Annotated in this window: 5 protein-coding genes and 1 pseudogene; 5 read left to right on the top strand and 1 reads right to left on the bottom strand. The window is 67.0% G+C overall.

The window, feature by feature from the left end; all coding sequences use genetic code 11:
* The 5 genes from ENN83_RS01500 to rnhA form a co-directional block, all read left to right on the top strand.
* The coding region (locus ENN83_RS01500) for an NYN domain-containing protein (protein ID WP_287183269.1) at positions 1-426 on the top strand (426 nt) is incomplete at its 5' end.
* A 65-nt stretch (positions 427-491) separates the two neighbouring features.
* Positions 492-938: a YqaA family protein gene (locus ENN83_RS01495; RefSeq protein ID WP_287183267.1), complete on the top strand. Its 447-nt coding sequence runs from the start codon at positions 492-494 to the stop codon at positions 936-938.
* Positions 939-999: 61 nt separating this feature from the next.
* The gene (ispH, locus tag ENN83_RS01490) at positions 1,000-1,950 is read left to right on the top strand and encodes a 4-hydroxy-3-methylbut-2-enyl diphosphate reductase (protein ID WP_287183266.1); all 951 of its coding nucleotides are present in this window, start codon (positions 1,000-1,002) and stop codon (positions 1,948-1,950) included.
* A 25-nt stretch (positions 1,951-1,975) separates the two neighbouring features.
* Positions 1,976-2,425, top strand: a complete 450-nt coding sequence (locus ENN83_RS01485; protein ID WP_287183264.1) for a DUF3429 domain-containing protein — start codon at positions 1,976-1,978, stop codon at positions 2,423-2,425.
* 66 nt (positions 2,426-2,491) lie between these two features.
* Positions 2,492-2,944 (top strand): ribonuclease HI, encoded by a 453-nt coding sequence (rnhA, locus tag ENN83_RS01480; protein WP_287183263.1) that lies wholly within the window; start codon positions 2,492-2,494, stop codon positions 2,942-2,944.
* A 46-nt stretch (positions 2,945-2,990) separates the two neighbouring features.
* Here the strand turns inward: rnhA and ENN83_RS01475 are convergent.
* Positions 2,991-3,345: pseudogene (locus ENN83_RS01475) on the bottom strand (acyl dehydratase); the annotation flags it as partial.

The following is a 3,345-nucleotide window of genomic DNA, read 5'->3' as shown; positions in this document are numbered from 1 at the left end:
GCCCTGCTGGACAACGACGACTATTCGCCGATCCGGCCCCTTGTCGACTGGCTGAACTACAACGGCTTCACCATGGTGACGAAGCCCGCGAAGGAATACACTGACAGCCAGGGCCGCCGGAAGGTCAAGGGCAACATGGATATCGAACTGACGGTCGATGCCATGGAACTGGCGCCGAGGGTCGATCATATCGTGCTTTTCTCGGGCGATGGCGATTTCAGGCCGCTGGTCGAGAGCCTGCAGAGGCAGGGTGTGCGGGTGTCGGTCGTCTCGACGATCCGAAGTTCGCCGCCGATGATCGCGGACGAGCTGCGCCGCCAGGCCGACAACTTCATCGAGCTCGACGAGCTGAAAGAGGTGATCGGCCGCCCGCCGCGCGAACCGCGCAACTTCGACCAGCGGACCGAGGCCCAGCAGGGCAGCTGAGCAGGTGGGCCGGTCTTTCGCCGGCCTGCCCGCGACGCCGGACCGCCAGCGCATGACCTGACGAGATGCCCGGCCTAGAGACCCTCGCCCAGCTTGGCATACTGTTTCTTGCCGCCTTCGGCGCGGCCACGATCCTGCCGTTTCAGTCCGAGGTGGTCTTTGTCGCCCTGCAACTGGCTGGCCGGGTCGATCTCGGCTGGCTGCTGCTGGTCGCGAGCGTGGGCAACGTGCTGGGCTCGGTGGTGAACTATGTGCTCGGGATATGGATCGAACATTTTCGTGGCCGTCACTGGTTTCCGGTCAGCGAGACGCAGCTTGAGCGCGCGCAGCACTGGTACAATCGGTGGGGCGTTTGGACGCTGCTGTTGAGCTGGGCACCGCTGGGCGACGGGTTCACCGTGGTCGCGGGCATGATGCGCACGCCGCTCTGGCTGTTCCTGACCCTTGTCACGATCGCCAAGACCGGGCGATATGCCGCGCTTGCCTGGGCCACCGCGGCGGCTGCGGGATAGGGCCGGGACTGGACGAAAAACGCCTGCGGGGTTACCTCTTGGACGGACAGGAGAAACGCCCATGACCAAGCCCAAGCTGACCCTTTACCTGGCCGCGCCCCGCGGCTTCTGCGCCGGTGTCGACCGCGCGATCAAGATCGTCGAGATGGCGCTGGAGAAATGGGGCCCGCCCGTCTATGTGCGCCACGAGATCGTGCACAACAAGTTCGTCGTGGACGGGCTGCGCGCCAAGGGTGCGGTCTTCGTCAAGGACCTGGACGAGTGCCCGGTGGATCGCCCGGTCATCTTCTCGGCCCATGGCGTGCCGAAATCGGTGCCCGCCGAGGCCGCGCGGCGCGAGATGATCTTTGTCGACGCCACCTGTCCGCTGGTCTCCAAGGTGCATCTGGAGGCCGCGCGCCATCACGAGAACGGCAAGCAGATCGTGATGATCGGCCATGCCGGCCACCCTGAAACCATCGGCACCATGGGCCAACTGCCCGAAGGCGAGGTTATGCTGGTCGAGACGCCCGAGGATGTGGCGGGGCTGAGCGTGCGCGATCCCGTCAACCTGGCCTTCATCACGCAAACGACGCTGTCGATCGACGACACCGCCGAGGTGGTCAAGGCGCTGGAAGCGCGCTTCCCGACCATCGAGGGGCCGCACAAGGAAGACATCTGCTACGCCACGACCAACCGTCAGGGCGCGGTCAAGGCGGTGGCGCCCAAGGTCGAGGCGCTGCTTGTGATCGGCGCGCCGAACTCGTCGAACTCGAAACGGCTGGTCGAGGTGGGCGCGGCGGCGGGCTGCGGCACGGCGTTTCTGGTCCAGCGCGCGGCCGATATCGACTGGGCGGCGCTTGAGGGCATGTCGAAAGTGGGGCTGACAGCCGGTGCCTCGGCGCCCGATGTGCTGATCGAGGAAGTGGTGCGGGCCTTCCGCGACCGCTACGACCTGGAGATCGAACAGGTCGTCACCGCCACCGAGAAGATCGAGTTCCGCCTGCCGCGCATCGTGCGCGAACCGGCATGAGCCGCGCGGCGATTCAGAGGCACCCATGACTGCGATCCCGCGCCCTGCCCTGATCCTTGGCCTTGCCGGGCTGATCCCCTTCCTGTGGGGCGCGGCCACGGTCTTCATGCCCGAGCTTGCAGGTTACGCGCCGCCCGAGATCGGCCCGCGCTTTCACGGAGTCGAGGTGCTGACGATCTACGGCACGGTGATCCTGGCCTTCATGTCGGGCGTGTTGTGGGGCTTTGCCGCCAAGGCCACGGGGGCCAGGGCGGCGCTGGGCTACGGGCTGTCGGTGATCCCGGCGCTCTGGGGTTTTGCGGTGCTGGGCGGCGCGGCGGGCAAGCCCATCCTGCCGTTGATGGCGGGCTTTGCCGGCCTTCTGCTGCTGGACGCGCTGTTCTGGATGATGAACATGGCGCCGCGCTGGTGGATGCGGCTGCGGATCATCCTGACAGCGGTGGTTCTGGCCTGCCTCGCGGTGCCGCTGGTCTGAGCCTCGGGCGGTTGACGGCACCGGGCCCGCCCCCTACACCCGCGCCGGACCCTTCAGGAAATCGCCATGCCCGACCTGTTCGCTTATACCGACGGTGCCTGTAGCGGCAATCCCGGCCCCGGCGGCTGGGGCGTGCTGTTGCAGGCAAAGGAGGGCGCGCAGGTGGTGCACGAGCGCGAGTTGTCGGGTGGCGAGGCGGCGACCACGAACAACCGAATGGAATTGCTGGCCGCGATCAACGCTCTGGAAAGCCTGACCCGGCCCTCGCAGATCACGGTGGTCACCGACAGCGCCTATGTGAAGAACGGTGTGACCGGCTGGATCCATGGCTGGAAGCGCAATGGCTGGAAGACCGCCGGCAACAAACCCGTGAAGAATGTCGAGCTGTGGCAGCGGCTGGACGAGGCGCAGGCCCGCCATCAGGTGCGCTGGGAATGGGTGCGCGGCCATGCCGGCCATCCCGAGAACGAGCGCGCGGACGAACTGGCCCGGGCGGGGATGGCCCACTACAAGCGGTAGCGCCCGGTGGCGCGGTCGGATTTGGGTATTTTTTCCAAGAAGAAGATCAGAACCGGTCCTGCCCGTGCTCGACCTCGGCCGACATGCAGAGCCGTCCATCCGGCCCCCGCACCCAGAGCCGGTCGCCCGTTCGGCAGAGCGTGGCGGTTTCGTGGTCGATCAGCGCCGAACGGGCGCGGAAGGCGAAGCGGCGCAGCGGGCCGCGCTCCGTGGCCTTCAGCATCAGCAGTTGCGCCAGAAGCGGGCCATGGACGACAAGCCCGCCATAGCCTTCGGTGCCGGTGGCATAGTCGCGGTCGTAATGGAAGCGGTGGCCGTCGAAGGTGAGCGCCGAGTAGCGGAACAGAGGCGTGGGCGGGAAATGCGCCTCGGTCTCGTCCTCGGCCGTCTCGGGGGCGGGG

It is taken from the genome of Rhodovulum sp., assembly GCF_011048875.1.
Lineage (GTDB): Bacteria > Pseudomonadota > Alphaproteobacteria > Rhodobacterales > Rhodobacteraceae > Rhodovulum > Rhodovulum tesquicola.
The sequence above is the reverse complement of the archived record's forward strand: the minus strand, read 5'-3'. Positions and strand labels throughout refer to the sequence as shown.